At 42.4% G+C, this 15,792-nt stretch carries 16 protein-coding genes; 4 read left to right on the top strand and 12 right to left on the bottom strand.

The window, feature by feature from the left end:
* Positions 1-768 (top strand): thioesterase II family protein, encoded by a 768-nt coding sequence (locus AACX38_RS00390; RefSeq protein ID WP_228862794.1) that lies wholly within the window; start codon positions 1-3, stop codon positions 766-768.
* A gap of 71 nt (positions 769-839) precedes the next feature.
* Here the strand turns inward: AACX38_RS00390 and emrB are convergent, their stop codons facing one another.
* The 5 genes from emrB to AACX38_RS00365 all read right to left on the bottom strand — a co-directional run bounded on the left by emrB (position 840) and on the right by AACX38_RS00365 (position 5,607).
* Positions 840-2,381 carry a multidrug efflux MFS transporter permease subunit EmrB gene (gene emrB / locus AACX38_RS00385; protein WP_228862793.1) on the bottom strand — a complete coding sequence of 514 codons (1,542 nt, stop codon included), beginning with the start codon at positions 2,379-2,381 and terminating at the stop codon, positions 840-842.
* Between the two features lie 15 nt (positions 2,382-2,396).
* Complete coding sequence (emrA, locus tag AACX38_RS00380) at positions 2,397-3,593, bottom strand: multidrug efflux MFS transporter periplasmic adaptor subunit EmrA (RefSeq protein ID WP_255711869.1); 1,197 nt, start codon at positions 3,591-3,593, stop codon at positions 2,397-2,399.
* Positions 3,594-3,830: 237 nt separating this feature from the next.
* Positions 3,831-4,358 carry a transcriptional repressor MprA gene (gene mprA / locus AACX38_RS00375; protein ID WP_099121678.1) on the bottom strand — a complete coding sequence of 176 codons (528 nt, stop codon included), beginning with the start codon at positions 4,356-4,358 and terminating at the stop codon, positions 3,831-3,833.
* A gap of 129 nt (positions 4,359-4,487) precedes the next feature.
* On the bottom strand, positions 4,488-4,823 hold the full coding sequence (gene ygaH, locus AACX38_RS00370) for an L-valine transporter subunit YgaH (protein WP_099121679.1): 336 nt from the start codon (positions 4,821-4,823) through the stop codon (positions 4,488-4,490).
* Positions 4,816-5,607, bottom strand: coding sequence for an AzlC family ABC transporter permease (locus AACX38_RS00365; protein ID WP_228862792.1), 792 nt, complete (start codon positions 5,605-5,607; stop codon positions 4,816-4,818). The genes ygaH and AACX38_RS00365 overlap by 8 nt, the downstream gene beginning before the upstream one ends.
* 1,394 nt (positions 5,608-7,001) lie before the next feature.
* On the opposite strand from AACX38_RS00365, the gene AACX38_RS00360 reads away from it, so the two are divergent.
* Together AACX38_RS00360 and cspE are read left to right on the top strand one after the other, a co-directional pair.
* Positions 7,002-7,478 carry a methylated-DNA--[protein]-cysteine S-methyltransferase gene (locus AACX38_RS00360; RefSeq protein WP_099121681.1) on the top strand — a complete coding sequence of 159 codons (477 nt, stop codon included), beginning with the start codon at positions 7,002-7,004 and terminating at the stop codon, positions 7,476-7,478.
* 197 nt (positions 7,479-7,675) lie between these two features.
* Positions 7,676-7,885, top strand: coding sequence for a transcription antiterminator/RNA stability regulator CspE (gene cspE, locus AACX38_RS00355; protein ID WP_045969514.1), 210 nt, complete (start codon positions 7,676-7,678; stop codon positions 7,883-7,885).
* 69 nt (positions 7,886-7,954) lie between these two features.
* Here cspE and crcB read toward each other — a convergent pair whose 3' ends face one another.
* The 3 genes from crcB to lipB form a co-directional block, all read right to left on the bottom strand.
* Positions 7,955-8,329 (bottom strand): fluoride efflux transporter CrcB, encoded by a 375-nt coding sequence (gene crcB / locus AACX38_RS00350; protein WP_099121682.1) that lies wholly within the window; start codon positions 8,327-8,329, stop codon positions 7,955-7,957.
* 12 nt (positions 8,330-8,341) lie between these two features.
* Entirely contained in the window at positions 8,342-9,307 is a 966-nt protein-coding gene (lipA, locus tag AACX38_RS00345) for a lipoyl synthase (protein ID WP_228862791.1), read from the bottom strand.
* A 144-nt stretch (positions 9,308-9,451) separates the two neighbouring features.
* On the bottom strand, positions 9,452-10,087 hold the full coding sequence (gene lipB, locus AACX38_RS00340; RefSeq protein WP_099121736.1) for a lipoyl(octanoyl) transferase LipB: 636 nt from the start codon (positions 10,085-10,087) through the stop codon (positions 9,452-9,454).
* A gap of 180 nt (positions 10,088-10,267) precedes the next feature.
* Between lipB and AACX38_RS00335 the strand changes: the two genes are divergently transcribed.
* Positions 10,268-11,728 (top strand): TrkH family potassium uptake protein, encoded by a 1,461-nt coding sequence (locus AACX38_RS00335; protein WP_099121684.1) that lies wholly within the window; start codon positions 10,268-10,270, stop codon positions 11,726-11,728.
* A 113-nt stretch (positions 11,729-11,841) separates the two neighbouring features.
* Here AACX38_RS00335 and ybeD read toward each other — a convergent pair whose 3' ends face one another.
* The 4 genes from ybeD to mrdB all read right to left on the bottom strand — a co-directional run bounded on the left by ybeD (position 11,842) and on the right by mrdB (position 15,791).
* Positions 11,842-12,105, bottom strand: coding sequence for a DUF493 family protein YbeD (ybeD, locus tag AACX38_RS00330; protein WP_086953830.1), 264 nt, complete (start codon positions 12,103-12,105; stop codon positions 11,842-11,844).
* 108 nt (positions 12,106-12,213) lie between these two features.
* The gene (dacA, locus tag AACX38_RS00325) at positions 12,214-13,422 is read right to left on the bottom strand and encodes a D-alanyl-D-alanine carboxypeptidase DacA (protein WP_228862790.1); all 1,209 of its coding nucleotides are present in this window, start codon (positions 13,420-13,422) and stop codon (positions 12,214-12,216) included.
* Positions 13,423-13,637: 215 nt separating this feature from the next.
* On the bottom strand, positions 13,638-14,666 hold the full coding sequence (rlpA, locus tag AACX38_RS00320) for an endolytic peptidoglycan transglycosylase RlpA (RefSeq protein ID WP_228862789.1): 1,029 nt from the start codon (positions 14,664-14,666) through the stop codon (positions 13,638-13,640).
* Between the two features lie 12 nt (positions 14,667-14,678).
* Positions 14,679-15,791 carry a peptidoglycan glycosyltransferase MrdB gene (mrdB, locus tag AACX38_RS00315; protein WP_099111181.1) on the bottom strand — a complete coding sequence of 371 codons (1,113 nt, stop codon included), beginning with the start codon at positions 15,789-15,791 and terminating at the stop codon, positions 14,679-14,681.
* Position 15,792: the final 1 nt, after the last annotated feature.

Below are 15,792 nucleotides of genomic sequence, written 5' to 3'. Positions count from 1 at the left end.
ATGGAAAAACAGGAGGGTAGTTTGGAGAGTAATAAGCTATTTATTATACCTAAGCCGATCCATAACCCGAGGCTGAGAATATTCTGTTTTCCCTATGCGGGGGGCTCTGCCAAGACGTACCATGACTGGGCTAAATATTTTACGGATGATATTGAAATTGTTGCCGTACAGCCGCCGGGTAGAACAACCCGGATTGATGAAGCGCCATATGAAGATTTGCAATTACTGATCGATGAATTAGTGGCTCATGCAGAATTTATTACGACAATCCCATATGCTTTCATCGGACACAGTCTGGGCTCCCGGGTGGCATTTGAGCTTGCCTGCAAACTTCAATCCCGTGGTTATCCGGTTCCTGTGCATTTGTTTGCATCAGGCTGTACAGCTCCGCATTTGAGACATAATTACCCCGTAACTCACGACTTACCGCATGATGAATTTATCTGTGTATTACGGGAAATGAATGGTGCTACGGATGAAGTCCTGTTAAACAGGGAACTGATGGATTTCTTGCTGCCGCTTTTAAGGGCTGATTTTAAAATGGCCGAAACTTATCCGATAAAACGGTGCTTGTTGAAAAGCCCGATAACCGTTTTAAGCGGAGATTCAGACCCGGACATTAAACCAATTGAACTCTATGCCTGGTCAGAATTATCCAGTGAAGGTGTAACCGTACAATATGTTCAGGGCGGCCATTTTTTTATTGATAAAAATAAAGAGAAGGTTATTGAAATTGTGTTAGCGTCACTGCCTGAAGAACCCGAATGATCCCGGGTTCTTTCAGTCAGAGAATGAGCGGCAATTGTCGGAAAAACCATGAACGGAAATATAAAATCCGCTCAGTGTGCTCCGCCACTACCCTGTTTTCCTGCTACAAAAGGTGGTTTCGCCATCCAGATAAGTAATATCAGGATCAAGAATATACCTGCTGAAATCCAAAAAATTTCATTAGCTGAAATGATCAACCCCTGATGAGTGATCTCTTTTGCCAGATAGGCGGCAATTTGCTGATCATTCATTCCCAATTGAGAGAGTTGCTGATGAACCTGCTGATAATTGGGGTTATACGGGGTGATCTGCTCGGTAAAGTTTGCATGGTGCATCGATTCACGTTGTGTCCACAGTGTGGTTGTGATCGATGTACCAATTGAGCCTGATAATATACGGGTAAAGTTTGACAGGCTGGAAGCGGATGCCATGCGTTCAGGCCCCAAACCTGACAAAGTGATGGTTGTCAGTGGCATGAAGAAGCAGGCCATCGCAAGCCCTTGTAAGAATTGGGGCCATGCCGCCGCTGCAAAATCCATTCCTGGTTCGAATGTATATGCCCGCCAGTAAAAACAGATAGCATAAACAATAAAGCTGAAGGTGATGAGGACACGCATGTCAACTTTATGACCATATTTACCGAAAAGTGGTGACAGTAACAGCGGGAGTATCCCCACCGGGGCGGCTGCAAAACCAGCCCATGTTGCGGTATAGCCAAATACTTCCTGTAGTAGCTGCGGTAGCAGAACGATGCTGCCGAAATACAACATAAAGGCGAGGCTGATACTCAATGTTCCGATAGTAAAATTACGCTCCCGGAACAATGAAAGGTCGATAATGGGGTTATCGTCGGTTAATTCCCATATGACCAAAAGCACTAATGAAATAACAGCGATAGTTGCGAGAATAATAATTTCAGTCGAATTAAACCAATCCAGCTCCTTACCCTTATCAAGCATGATCTGTAAGCATCCGACACCTGCGATGAGTAAAATTAAGCCAACTGTATCAATCGGTTTAATTTCTGTTTTGGTTTCCCGGCTCCGCAGGAGTTTCATTGTGACAAAGATAATTCCGATACCAAGAGGGACATTGATAAAGAAAATCCAGCCCCAGTGGTAGTTATCACTGATATAACCGCCCAGTATCGGGCCACAAATGGGAGCAACCACCACCATGACAGACCAGAGTGCCAGCGCCATATTCCGCTTGGCTGGTGGGTAGTTATTCAATAACAGGCTTTGGCAAAGCGGAAGCACTGGGCCTGCTACTAATCCCTGAATAATACGAAAAGCGATTAACATCTCAAGGCTGCCTGAGATCCCACACAGCCATGAAGAGAGGGTAAACAGTGCGGTAGACCAGATGAACAGCCTGACTTCACCAATACGTTTTGCCAGCCAGCCGGTAATGGGGATGGATATGGCGTTGGCAACCCCAAACGAGGTGATAACCCATGTTCCCTGGGAGTTTGATGCCCCTAAATTCCCCGCAATAGTTGGTATGGCAACATTGGCAATGGTTGAATCCAAGACCAACATAAAAGTAGCCATTGCGAGAGAAATGGTCACTAACGCCAGTTTTGCGCCTGTAAGTGGTGCTCGTGTTACCATGGCTCCCCCTTATAATTAATTCTTTAAGTTACTATTAATGATGTCAGTAACTATTTTGTTTGCAGGAGACATGTCTATCGCCAACGCATTTGTGTGATAGGCTGGTTTAATGCGTTCAGTAGTGGATAAGGCAATTCCGTTGGTATCCGCTGTATCAACGGTGGTTTTTGTTGATAGCCCGATGCGGAGAGGATGTTTTATCAGGTTTTCTGAGTCAATTTCAATGCGGACAGGCAGGCGCTGGACAACTTTGATCCAGTTTCCACTGGCATTTTGAGCAGGTAGCAGAGAAAATGCGCTGCCTGTACCCATATCAAGGCCGACAACTTTTCCTTTATACACGATTTTATCACCGTAAAAATCGCTGACGATTTTTGCTGGTTGACCAATCCGCATATTAACGAGCTGGGTTTCTTTGAAGTTAGCTTCAATCCACATGCCGGTGGCGGGTACGATAGCCATCAAAGGCGTTCCTGTATTGATACGGGAGCCTATCTGTACATTACGGCGGGAAACATACCCGTCTACAGGGCTGATAATTTTGGTTCTCTGTAAATTCAGCCAGGCATCACGGACATCGGAGGCTGCTTTTTCCACTGCGGGTTGTTTTTCCAGCGGTGTATGCAAAATAACAGCCTGATTACTATTGTACTGTTCAATTGCGACATTCAAATCTGCCTGAGCAAGCGCGACACTTTCATAAGCATGTTGTAGCTCTTCTTTACCAATTACTTCTCGGCTACCCAGTATTTTCCTGCGGTCAAAATCATTCTGTGCTTTTCTGAGGGCAATTTTTTTCTGTGCAATGATTGCCTGATATTTTTCACTATTAACTATCTGTTGCTGAGTGTTCCGAACCGCCATGGCAAGTCCATTCTGTGCTTTTTCCAGTGCAAGTTCTGCATCTTTAGGATCGAGCTGGACCAGAACACTACCACTTTTCACGAAATCGGTATTATCAAAATAGACCGTGGTAACACTGCCATTCACCTGAGACATGATCTGAATCTGATTGCCTGTGACATAGGCGTTATCCGTTTCTTGCTGGTGGCGCGAGAAGAGATACCAGTAAATGGTGTAAATAACTCCGACGATGAGAAATAATAAAGAGATTAAAATCAATGCATTGCTACGAGAGCGTTTTTTGTTTCTCATATTTTTTTGAGGTTGATTCGAAGTTGGTGGTACTGGATTTCCCTCACTAGAACTCATAGTGAATCTCCGTAATTTCTGTTTATGTTGCTGTATGACATAAATATCATAAAAACCATTCAATTCCAGTAGTGTAGATGACACTACTGGAAAAGATAGACTTATGGGATTGATTATTATCAGAGGATAATCGTTAGCCATATGAAGTATCAAATGATACAGGCTAGCGGAAAAGTTTTTTTAGGTCATATTGCCATAATGTGATTTTTTGACTCAGTACTATTCAGGGAGAAACAATCACTTTTTCAAACAATCCCCAATATTATCCAACTGTGTCAGCAATTTTCTCATCAAATTCTCTAATTGTTTTTGTTCCTCCAGATCAAGGGCAGACCAAAGTTTAACCAAGCACTCATGCTGAGGCGGGAGTAAACTATTCAAAAAAATTGTACCTTTTTCTGTCAGATGAAGATGGAGACAACGGCGGTCGTTGTGGCTCTCCTTTCTTTCTATCCAGCCTTGCTTCTCTAATTCATCAGCAATTCGAGTTGCGTTTGTACGAGAAGAACCCAACGCTGCACTAAGTTCTGATGGCTGAATGCTGCGACTTTCTTTGGTATCCAGGATCATCAGTGCCATAAACAAGGTTTCGTTGATTCCTTGAGCTCTCAGCATGTTATTTCTATTTTCCAGCATCTTACTCTGGACATGCATCGATAAGCGAGTCAGTAATATCTCTTGATAGGGCAAACTTTTGTTCAACTCTTTTTGCTGTGCAACACGGCAATTAAGCAACTCTTCTGTGGGAGTGAATGAACTTTCCATTGTTTAGATACCTTATTAGTTTCAACCGGTAAAGTAACTTCTGTTAAAAACCATACAAATACTATATTAAAAGTTAAATTTAGCAATTATAGTTATTTATTATCATCATATTTCTTTTAATATTGATACCTAATTCATAAATACTTTGAATGTTAATCCAAAAATGGCTGCTCCGGACAGTGTAGATATGATAATGCTACGCGTCTTATAGAAGCATATACCGATAGCCAGACAGCCCAACAGTGTAGGAAAAAACTTGTTATGTGCCCGCATCACCTCAGGAATTCCTGCAACGATGAGGAGCGAACAAATTGATGCCACTCCAATACTGTCCAATATGATCCCGATGTTTCCCATTTTTGCGCCGGGAGAACGATTCGAGCCAAAGCACAGTGGCAGATAGCGGAACAAAAAGTTGGCTATTCCTACAACCATTCCAATTATGAATATCTTATGATCAATCATGAGATGCTTTTTCCCCCACTTGAGTTAGGTGAGCTTGTACAAGAGCACCTAAGCAGCCACCAATAATTCCTGCCAGAATGGCAACCGGGATAGAAAAAAACATGACACCTATTAACGCGCCTGCCAGAGAAGCAATAACGCAGTAACTATTTTGTTTTTTGAAGGAAGAGAGCAGAAAACTTAAAAACAGGGCTGGCAGCATAAATATCATTGCTGCTTCAATAGCGGGGTAAGATTCGAGATAACCATTACCCAGCAATGCGCCCGCTACTGTGCCTAATACCCATGACAGCCACGAACACATGGCAATGGCGACCATCCAGTTTTCGCTCCAGCTGCGCTGATCTTTTATTAATTTCGTTGTAGCAGCAGCGAAAACTTCATCGGTTAATCCGAACGCCCAAATAACTGTTTTCTTTTGGGATAACTTTTGCTTGAGCCGATAGCGTAAGGCTGGGCCATACAGAATGTGGCGGATATCCATCGCCATAACCGTCAGGGCTGCAATCCATAAAGATGTACCTGCACTGAGTAATGCTGTGATGACGAATTGGCTGGCACCTGCGTAGATAACACACGAAAAAAATATGGCTTCGAGAGGAGAAAAACCCAGTTTGACTGCACTTAGACCGAAAGCAAAAGAGATTGGAATATAGCCGATGACAATGGGGAGACTATCAAAAATACCTTCAATAAATGAGGAACTTTTGCCTGTTATAGTGTGGTCATTTATCGGCGTGTCTGAACTTAAGCTATCGGGCACGGGTGTATCAGGTATCGACATAGGGTAATTTATTTTTTTGTTAACAGGTAAAACAACATTAACAAAATATAATAAAAGTGAAAATGTGAAATGTCTAAATTATTTAATAAATATTATTGAGAACAATGATTTTGATCGAAAAAATGGAGTAACCAGAGATATGGGTGTTGATTTGTTAATAAATTTATGTGTGGCTACGAACAGGAGCAGAGGAAAGGATTTTTGCTTTATGGATTTTCTGGTTATTCTGGAGAAGAGCGTATTGAATGTTGTCTGAACAGGATCCCTGTCTGAGTTATCATTTTTCTGCATCACCATGAATCTCTTTTTTCCGGTGTTTTTTTTATCGGGCTCTAAATTTTCTCACCAATGTATATACCCTGATTATATTCTTTGCCGCATTTAAATATGGCATGAGGGAAAATTGGCCTGATCGGAAATTATACTGTTTTTATTGTGGAGAATTTCCCGTCATTAGTTATCTGAACTTATACAATTATCTTGTCTATTGATATTTTTCTGGCTTTTAAACAGTTTTATCAGGCGATTATGAAGACATACATCCTGCTTTTTTTGCAAATGTTCAGATTTATCGTAGTTGAATTTCAATAAATTAACAGCTTGTTTTGGACAATAACTGAATACGTTATATAAATTCTTAACTTTGGGTTTAATTGTCATGTAATAAATATTTAGCTTTGTGAAAAGGTATATTCTCTTTAATGGCTTAATCTAGATAAATTTTCCAAGCTATATACCGAAGCGTTGAGATATGCTGACAAATTATTGTTTATTATTGTTAATCAAAAGATAATCTGTTTTGTAGATAACTGTTTGCATTTAAGACTTAATTTGAATCTTTCATTGCAGACAGCGTGATTTAATAGAAAAAATATTGATGTCATGGCTGGGATGAAAAATAACTCCTCAGGAGTTTATCTCTTCTGGGGGAGGATATACGTTGAGATTTATTTGTTATCGCTGCCAGATGAAAAGTGTTTGCATCTGATTTTCGATGAGTATAACTACCCGTGATCCAATGGTGTTTGCCATAAATTATCACTCTTCTGGTAAAATTCTTTATTGATCCGGGCACTTATTGAAGAATAAAAAAGAGTATTGATGCATTACACTTTGATAATCTCTTTATGAGAACGATACTATATATGGATTTGTATTTATTTTTTGTGTCAATATATGGTGTTTTTATCTTTTTTGAATGTGTGTTATTAAAAGTAAGGTATTATATCTTATTGGCAATCCTCTGATTTTTATTATCAGTAGGCGGTATGGTTTCTTTATCAAATTGTCAGATGTGTAACTGAATTCATCATTGCAAATTGATGAAGGAGAGCTTTAGGCTAGTATAGAAATAGTGCAGAAATTATTAACAATAAATTAAATGGAGGTAGTTTATGTATCACCATTATCTGAATACTCCAGAAGGTTTTCCTAAACCTTATGTGCACGTCACTGCTAATGATGAAGGCGTTACTAGTATTTATTTTGTTAATGAAAAGAAAGAATTAGAATCTAAAAATGCGATAACTAAGCAGTGTGTAAAAGAGTTACAAGAATATTTTAAAGGAAAGCGAGATACATTTACGGTTCCTTTAAGTATGCAGGGAACTGAATTTCAGCAGCGGGTTTGGAAGCAGCTCTGTAATATCCCATTTGGTGAGATGTGGAGTTACAAACAATTAGCACTAACACTGGGTTCGGTAAATTATTGTCGTGCCGTTGGTATGGCGAACTCACGTAATCCTATTTCACTGATTGTCCCCTGCCATCGGGTAATTGGCCATGATGGTAAGTTAGTCGGATATACAGGGGGGCTGAATATTAAGGAATGGCTGCTGGAGCACGAGAAGAAAAAGAAGGTAAAAAAGTAAACAAAACTAAAATGAAACGCCAATTGATTTGTGAAATGGCGATTGGCGTATAAAATAAATCAATGAAATTAAACAAAACGTGCGTTTTTCGCATTTTGTTATATATTTCGTGATCTAGGTTGCAGACAGTAAGCTATATTATTTGTTGTACTGTATGTAGCACGGAGTTTGTGTCATTTTTATTAAAGGTAAGTTTGATGTCTAAAATTAAAGGTAACGTTAAGTGGTTTAACGAATCTAAAGGATTTGGTTTTATCACTCCAGAAGATGGTAGCAAAGATGTTTTTGTACACTTTTCCGCCATTCAATCAAATGGTTTCAAGACACTGGCAGAAGGCCAAAAAGTTGAATTTGAAATCACCGAGGGTGCGAAAGGTCCATCTGCTGCAAACGTTGTCGCGATCTAATTTCTAATCCCGTATTTTGAAAACCCGTTATAAAAACGGGTTTTTTTATGTTTCCTGATACTCGCTGTCTCAGAGCTTGTTTATCACAGCAAAGGCGAGCATGGTCATCAATAATGAACCAATCACATTCGCCAGAATGCTGCCCAACGCCCAGCTGATTTTTCCTGCCTGTAATAAATAAACCACTTCAGCAGAAAATGTAGAGAACGTCGTCAGGCCACCACAGAAGCCTGTTGTTAACAGAAGTTTCCAGACGGGATCGATATGTGTTGCTTTACTGAAATAAGCCAGCCCCAGCCCGATAATAAATGCGCCAACACAGTTAGCCGTCAGAGTCCCGACGGCAATCGGCGCTGAGATATGATTCAGGCGGAGGCTGATAAACCAGCGTAAGACGCTGCCTATGCCACCACCGATAAATACAGCAAGAACAAGATTCATCAGTAGTGGTATCGCTTATTTGACTTCCATGCCTTTGGCCTGCATGTCTGCATGGTAAGATGAGCGAACAAACGGGCCACAGGCTGCATGGGTAAAGCCCATTTCTAAGGCTGCCTCTTTCATTTCATCAAATTCTGCCGGGCTGACATAACGCTGTACAGGCAAATGGTGGCGGCTAGGCTGTAAATACTGCCCCAATGTCAGCATCGTAACGCCATGTTTGCGCAAATCACGCATCACTTCCAGAATTTCTTCGTTAGTTTCTCCTAAACCTACCATCAGGCCAGATTTAGTCGGAATATCCGGATGTGCTTCTTTAAATCTTTCCAGTAATTTTAATGACCATTCATAATTAGCACCCGGACGGATCTGACGATACATACGTGGTACGTTTTCCAGATTGTGGTTAAACACATCAGGTGGTGTTGCGGTCAAAATTTCCAGTGCGCGATCCATACGACCACGGAAATCCGGTACCAGAGTTTCAATTTTAATTGATGGATTTTTTTCACGGATTGCAGTGATACAGTCAGCAAAGTGCTGTGCTCCGCCGTCACGTAAGTCATCACGGTCAACTGACGTAATAACAACGTAGCGTAGCGCCATATCCTGAATGGTTTGCGCAAGTTTAATCGGTTCATTAGCATCAGGCGCGTTTGGTCGGCCATGTGCTACATCACAGAACGGGCAGCGGCGGGTACAAATAGCACCCAGGATCATAAAGGTTGCTGTTCCGTGATTAAAACATTCTGCAAGGTTAGGGCAGGAGGCTTCCTCACAGACGGAGTGCAGCCCATTTTTGCGCATTGCAGCTTTGATTCCCTGAATGCGGCTGGAATCCGCAGGAAGTTTGATTTTCATCCACTCAGGTTTACGCAAGAGTGCTTCACGTTCTGTAACCACTGTTTTCACAGGGATTAAAGCCATCTTATCTGCGTCGCGGTATTTGACACCACGTTCCATCTGAATTGGTTTACTCATAATCGTGCTGGTTCCAGTTATATTCTTCAGATTGTAATTTATTGCCTGATTGCTATTTTGCTGATTAATAAACTAAATTCAGCATCAAATTCATCGGGGCAATAAGACTATTCAAATTTTTTTGAAAAATGTTAAAAAATTATATCATCTTTCATCGGTGAGTTGGAATCCCAAGATCTGGCAGAATTTTTGTGCCAGAACGGGCTGTACATCTTCAACCGTGATCCCGGTAACGAGGTCACTGAGCTGGGTCATTTGCATACCTGCATATCCACATGGATTAATGCGCAAAAATGGCTGTAAATCCATTGCAATATTTAATGCCAGCCCATGAAAAGAGCACCCTTTGCGGATACGCAATCCCAATGAACAAATTTTATTACCATTGACATATACCCCCGGCGCATCGGCCCGGGCATAAGATTCAACGCCAAAATGAGCTAACGTTTCGACAACGGTATTTTCAATCGCGGTGACTAGCTGACGAACCCCGAGCTTAGCGCGTTTCAAGTCGATCAAAATATACATGACCTGCTGCCCGGGACCATGATAAGTGATTTGCCCACCCCTGTCGGACTGAATAACAGGAATATCACCTGCGGCAATTATATGTTCTGCTTTACCCGCCTGACCTTGTGTAAACACTTTCTCATGTTGGACAAACCAGATTTCATCGGTAGTTTCCGCTGTCCGTTGCTCGGTGAACTGGTGCATGGCTTCAGAAACCGGCTCGTAGGGCTGAATACCCAACTGGCGTAAAATAACGGTGTTATGTTGCAATGGACTGTCATCATCGGTTAACAAAAATTGCCCGCCAGTATAACGCTCTAAAAGGATTCTCACCAGTTCACAATGCGCTAATACACGAATAATGTTAATTAGACGAATATATTTAAATTTTATATTATCATAGTTATATATTTTGATGATTTCCCCCTTGTTTTCTGTTTGAGCTAACAGATGGTCAGAAAAAACCAACTTTTGATTGTAGGGCATCTTTGCAGTTCTCTGGTGCTCCTTTACAGCCTCTCAATGTTGCTGCCTACTTTTGTTGCCCTATTTTATAAAGAAAAAAGCGTTTTTGCTTTTTTAGAAACTTTTATAATCGGGTTGATTTTTGGCGGCGTTGGGTGGTATTTCACTCGAAAAACAAAAATACAACCCAGTACTCAGGACGGATTCCTTATTATCGTCCTGTTCTGGTTGCTCTTTTCGTTGTTGAGTGCCTTGCCTTTCGTACTGGATAAAAGCCTGAATATTAATCTTGTTGATGCCATGTTTGAAGGTGTATCCGGTATTACAACCACCGGAGCAACAGTACTGAATGATGTTTCTACACTACCTAAATCCGTTCTTTACTATCGTGCCCAGTTGAACTTTATCGGTGGTTTGGGCGTGATTGTTCTTGCTGTGGCTATCCTGCCACTACTTGGCATTGGTGGCGTAAAACTTTATCAGTCAGAAATGCCGGGCCCATTTAAAGAGGAGAGATTGACCCCACGTCTGGCTGATAGCGCCAAAAGCCTATGGGTAGTTTATCTGTTATTGGGTGGACTATGTTCGTTCAGCTTCTGGGCTGCCGGGATGTCTTGGTTTGATGCCATTTGTCATGGGATATCAACGGTTTCCCTGGGAGGATTTTCGACCCGCAATGAAAGTCTTGGCTATTATGATAACTCCCTGATTGAAATGGTGGGCGGTGTTTTTTCAATATTGTCGGCAGTTAACTTCACACTTTATTTTGTCATTCTGACCCGGAGAAGCCTTAAACCGTTACTGAAAAATGCAGAGTTTAAATTTTTCCTGTTGGTACTTTTCATCGTAGTGTGCATCATTTGGCTGGAGTTATACCGTTCCGGCATGTATGGGCTGAAAGATGCATTTGTGCATGGTTTCTTTATGACCAGTTCAATGATGACAGATAATGGTCTGTCGACTTCCGATTATGCACAGTGGCCACCCCATACGATGTTGATGTTATTGGCTGTCAGTTTCTTTGGTGGCTGTGTTGGTTCCACTTGTGGAGGCATCAAAGCATTACGTTTCCTGATCCTGACAAAACAAAGTTTCAGTGAGATTAATCAACTTATTCATCCGAATGCGATTTCAACCATTAAAGTTGGTCAGGCACCTGTGCAGGAAAGGGTACTGCGTTCGGTCTGGGGTTTTTTCTTCTTATATGTTTTTTGTAGCTGTTTCTTTATTTGGGCGCTAAATCTTCTTGGTTATGATTTGGTGACTTCATTTGCCACGGTTGCTGCATGTATCAATAACATGGGAGTAGGTTACGGCGATACAGTACAAGGTTTTGGCAATCTTAGTGCAGTAGCGAAATGGATGATGTGTGCTGCTATGTTATTGGGAAGGCTGGAAATCTATCCTATTTTGATCCTGTGTTCGAAAGCGTTCTGGCGTTTTTGAGTAGGGATTAACAGATAATCGGATAAAGTCAGGTTAGATAGATCAGATAGAGAAAAGCGCTGGTTTTTTGCCAGCGCTTTGTCGAAATAATCACAGATTAACAAAGTGATGCATTACAGCACGACACGTACCAGTTCCAGTGCGCCTAACTCTTCATACAGTGTTTCAACCTGCTCAATGTGAGTTGCATTGATGGTAATAGAAACAGAGTGGTAGTTGCCTTTGCTGCTTGGTTTCACATCTGGGGAGTAATCGCCCGGTGCGTGGCGCTGAACCACTTCAACAACATGGTCCACCAGCTCAGGCTGAGCTAAGCCCATCACTTTGTAAGTGAATGAGCAGGGGAACTCAAGCAGTTCATTTAATTTCGTTTTCATGGGCACTCCTGATTTATTCGCCACGGTAAAATCAGGCATTCTACCGTAGCATAACTATTTTCTGACAAGTTATATGAATATGTGGTTTAACTTTAATTTTTCAAGATATCAGCCAAGCCAGTGATGGAACATCAAACGGATATAATCAATCAGACGGCTAAAGAAACCACCTTCTTTCACTTCCTGCATCACGACCAGTGGACGTTGCTCAATCGTTTTACCATCAAGCTGGAAATTGATGGTGCCAACAACCTGATTCTGGGGAAGTGGGGCATGTAACTCATTGCTGTTCAGAACATAGCTGGCTTTCAGATCTTTCAGGCGACCACGGGGAATAGTCAGATAAACATCTTTTTCGACGCCCAGTTGTACTTTATCGTTATCACCGAACCAGACGGGTTCAGAGGCAAATTCTTTACCTGCCTGCAAAGGAGAAACAGTTTCAAAGAAACGGAAGCCCCAGGTCAGCAGTTTTTTACTGTCTGTTTCACGGCCTTTGAAGGTCGGGCTGCCCATTACCGTAGCAATCAGACGCATATTGCCTTCCGTGGCGGAAGAGACAAGGTTATAGCCTGCACCGCTGGTATGCCCTGTTTTAATACCATCAACATTCAGGCTCTTATCCCACAGTAAGCCGTTACGGTTAGGCTGGCGAATGTTGTTGTAAGTGAATTCTTTTTCTTTATAGATGGAGTATTCATCTGGTACATCACGGACTAGCGCCTGACCAATCAGAGCCATATCATGAGCAGAGCTGTATTGACCTGCTGCATCCAGACCATGAACCGTCTGAAAATGAGTATTTTTTAATCCTAAGCTCTGAACATATTTATTCATCAGGCTGACAAATGCGTCCTGACTACCTGCTACATAATCCGCCATTGCGACACAGGCATCATTACCTGATTGCAGGTTAATACCGCGGGAAAGCATGGCAACAGAAACTTGATCGCCGGGTTTTAAAAACATCAGGGAGGAGCCTTTGAAAATAGGATTTCCTGTTGCCCAGGCATCTTTACCCACGGTAACGACATCATTCGGGCTAATTTTCCCGGATTTAATAGCCTGACCAATAACATAACTGGTCATCATTTTGGTCAGGCTGGCAGGATCACGGCGGACATCTGAATTCTTTTCAGCCAATATTTTTCCTGAATTGTAATCAATCAGAATATAGGCTTCGGCATCGAGTTGTGGAACACCGGGGATCATGGTTTTGAAGCTATCCTCAGTGTTGGCGAATGCAGAAGCACTGGCTGCCAGAGCAATGCTCAGCGTGGCATTTTTAATAAAACGGGAAGTAACTATGTATTTCATGATTGATTAGATAACATCCGTGAAGAAGCATTGATAAAAGATAAGTCACATCATAACAAATGACGAAAAGAGTGACATTAAACAAAATCGGGACAGAAGTATATTTGCACTTTTTTACTCGATGGCGCTGTACTCGATGACTGCCTGTATTTTACTTGGTTTCTCCCCACTAATAATGGCCTGAATAAAGGCAAATATCAGTGGGGAGCTGCTAATCACGGAGTAGTAATAAAGGAAGATTGCTGCATTTGAGCCGTTAATTTCTTTTGTAACTCTACGGCTTGCTGGCGGGCATTGAAAGGCCCTAGTTGCACGCGGTAAACATGACCAAATTGAATCACTCTTCCGGGAGTATCAAAGCGTTTACTTAACGACTGCTGCCACTCTCTGGCCTTAGCTTCGGTACTGACCGCGCCAACTTGTACCATATAACCTGATACGTCAGCGGATTCTGGTGTAGCAGAAGATGTGACAACTGACTTTGTTTGTGCCGGAGTCTCCTGTACGGTTTCCTGCACAGAAGCAGGCTTTTCAGGTTGTGAGGTGCTTTGACTATCAGTGTTGACAGTATTTGCATTTGCGGATGGATTCTGTTCTGAGTGAGTTTGCTCAGATAAACCGGAGGCCATGCCTGTGGCAGAAGCTGATGATGACGGATTCAGCGCAGGTCTGCCGGGTAGGGCGTAGCTTTGTTTGATAATAGTTGAACCTTCTGTACCCAACCCCGCAAGTGAGCCATCAGGAGCAACCTGAATGCCATCCAGCTTAACTTTGCTTTGCGGCATTAAATTCAGGCGATCAGCAACAGCCCGTGATAATTCGATAATTTTTCCCGACTTATTATAAGGGCCACGATCATTAACCCTGACAATTATCATACGTCCATTACTTAAATTAGTAACCCGCACATAGCCCGGTATTGATAGTGTCGGGTGGGCGGCTGTCAGTGCATAGGGGGTATCCCGTTCTCCAATCGCGGTCAATTTCCCGGTGGATTCTTCACCAAATACACTGGCATACCCTGTCTGAGTAAATTGGGCCGGATCCTTGACGATGTGATAATTCACACCGTCCTTTGTGTAATCCTGATTAGCACTGGGGTGATAAGGCTCATAGACAGGCTCTGCACCTAAAACATCACGGGTCGGAATGGGCAGAACGGAGGTGGCGCCTTTTTCATTTTTTGTTGTACAGCCTGAAATCAGTACAGCCACTATGCCGAGAATAAGCCATTGTTGACGCATGAAATCTCTTCCTCATAGACTTTTGGATAATAACTTGCGATGGGTATGTATCGACATGATAATGCCGAATCCAGCCATTAAGACGATTAATGCCGAGCCTCCATAGCTGACTAGTGGCAGGGGCACGCCGACCACTGGCAAGATACCGCTAACCATACCAATGTTAACGAAAACATAAACAAACAGTATCAATATTAGCCCCCCAACCATGACACGGCCGAAAGTATTTTGTGCTTTGGCTGCAATAATCAGCCCACGGATAATGATCAGTAAGTAAAGGGCAAGTAATACGATGACACCAACTAACCCCAGTTCTTCTGCCAGAACCGCAAAAATAAAATCGGTATGACGCTCAGGCAAAAATTCTAATTGTGACTGTGTGCCCTGTAACCAGCCTTTTCCAAATAATCCGCCCGAGCCAATGGCAATCTTTGATTGAATGATATGGTAGCCTTTTCCCAGAGGGTCGCTTTCTGGATCTAACAGCATCATGACTCTGGCCCGTTGATAGTCATGCATCAGAAAGAACCACAATATCGGTAAAAAACAGGCTGCCAATACAACGGCAATCGCGATTAAACGCCAGTTCATGCCAGCCAGAAACAGGATAAATAGCCCGGATGCGGCGATCAGGATAGATGTACCTAAGTCAGGTTGTGCCGCGACAAGCAGGGTCGGTAAGAAAATCAGAATTAATGCAATTCCCGTATTTTTCAGGGAAGGGGGGCAAAGGTCCCGGTTCATAAAGCGGGCCACCATTAGAGGGACCGCAATTTTGGCAATTTCTGAAGGCTGGAAACGTACAATGCCCAGATCCAGCCAGCGTTGTGCCCCTTTACTGATTTGCCCGAAAACATCAACAAGAATAAGCAGGATCACACAGACAATGTAAAGGTAAGGAGCCCAACTTTCATATATTCGGGGTGGTACCTGAGCAAGGGCTACCATAACCACCAGCCCGATAAGCACCTGTCCGACTTTACGTTCCATCATGCCAGCATCTTGTCCGCTGGCGCTCCACATAATAAAAAGGCTGTAGGCAAGCAGTAGCAGAATGCACAATAGCAGCGGGGTATCTATATGTATTCTGTTCCAGAAAGGAACTTTTTTCTGCGATTCTGTCATA

It is taken from the genome of Xenorhabdus sp. PB30.3, assembly GCF_963895965.1.
GTDB lineage: Bacteria > Pseudomonadota > Gammaproteobacteria > Enterobacterales > Enterobacteriaceae > Xenorhabdus > Xenorhabdus stockiae.
The sequence above is the reverse complement of the archived record's forward strand: the minus strand, read 5'-3'. Positions and strand labels throughout refer to the sequence as shown.